This window comes from Roseomonas sp. TAS13, assembly GCF_001950415.1.
Taxonomy (GTDB): Bacteria; Pseudomonadota; Alphaproteobacteria; order Acetobacterales; family Acetobacteraceae; genus Roseomonas; species Roseomonas mucosa.
Genome location: NZ_BDLP01000697.1, coordinates 1 through 1051, shown reverse-complemented (window position 1 = coordinate 1051; position 1051 = coordinate 1). Strand labels below are relative to the sequence as shown.

Below are 1051 nucleotides of genomic sequence, written 5' to 3'. Positions count from 1 at the left end.
GGCATAGGCGCGGCGGGTGTTCGCGGACAGCGCCTTGCCGGCATAGCCGGAGGCCCGGGCCACGGCCTCGCCGACCGGGCCGGCGAGCAGCGCCAGCACGGCAACCGGGCTCTGCCCCGCCGCGGCGCGCAGCAAGGGAGTGCTCAGGGTGGGCTGCCCGGAGGACAGCAGCACCTCGCCCTCGCGCGCCTTTCCCCCTTGGGCCGGATCAGTGGCCATCGGTTCCTCCAAGCGCACGGAAGGCTTTGCGGACGGCACCCTGTCCGCCTATCTTTCCCTGCATGAGCATCGTGACCCTCACCCCCGAGCAGGAGCGCTTCGCGGCGGACGCCGTGGCGCAGGGCCGCTTCCGCGACCTGGACGAGGTTGTTCGGAAGGGTGTCGCCCTGCTGCAGCAGGCGGAGGCGGAGGTCGCCTCCTTTGTGACGTCCCTGGAAGAGGCCCAGGCCGAAGGGGAACGTGATGGCTTCCTGACGGCCGACGAGGTGGAGCGGCGTGTCCGCTCCGCGATCGCCAACGCGGCCGCTGGCCGGGAGTGAGGCGGGAGCTCTTCGTACCGCGAGCGGCCCTCGAACTCGAGCAGGCCGCCGTCCGGCTCGCCGCTGACCGGCCCCAGGCCGCGGAAGCATTTCTCGCCGCGGCGCTGACGGCCGCGAGGCGCCTGGCAACCAACCCGGGGCTTGGCAGCAGCCGTGCCTACGTCCCGCAACGCTACCACTTCTGGCCGCTGGTCCGCTTCAACTACCTGCTGGTCTATGACGCCACGCGTGAGCCCATCCAAATCCTGCGCGTGGTCCATACGGCCCGGGACCTGCCGCGCCTGCTGTCCGATCTGAAGTCGTAGCGTCGTCGCCCGGCCCGGTTGGGCATCCGGAGAGGGCGGGGAGCTGCCCGTTGCCGCACCGTCCTGCCCCTCGTTCTGCAGCATGCCCCTCCCCTGCGCCGCCTCGCGTCACGGCCACCTGGGCCAACAGATCGAGCGTGATCCATCGCCGCAATTGTGGCAACCCCACCGCTTTCCCATCTCAGGCCCGATAATGGATTATTATCG

Annotated in this window: 3 protein-coding genes; 2 read left to right on the top strand and 1 reads right to left on the bottom strand. The window is 70.5% G+C overall.

Annotated features, from left to right (window positions below; all coding sequences use genetic code 11):
* A partial coding sequence (locus ROTAS13_RS24930) for a hypothetical protein (RefSeq protein ID WP_139323585.1) occupies positions 1-219 on the bottom strand: 219 nt, incomplete at its 3' end.
* Between the two features lie 62 nt (positions 220-281).
* Here ROTAS13_RS24930 and ROTAS13_RS24925 point away from each other — a divergent pair.
* Together ROTAS13_RS24925 and ROTAS13_RS24920 are read left to right on the top strand one after the other, a co-directional pair.
* A complete protein-coding gene (locus ROTAS13_RS24925) occupies positions 282-539 on the top strand; it encodes a type II toxin-antitoxin system ParD family antitoxin (RefSeq protein WP_075823699.1) in 258 nt (85 codons plus the stop codon).
* Positions 536-844 (top strand): type II toxin-antitoxin system RelE/ParE family toxin, encoded by a 309-nt coding sequence (locus ROTAS13_RS24920; protein WP_075823698.1) that lies wholly within the window; start codon positions 536-538, stop codon positions 842-844. The genes ROTAS13_RS24925 and ROTAS13_RS24920 overlap by 4 nt, the downstream gene beginning before the upstream one ends.
* Positions 845-1051: the final 207 nt, after the last annotated feature.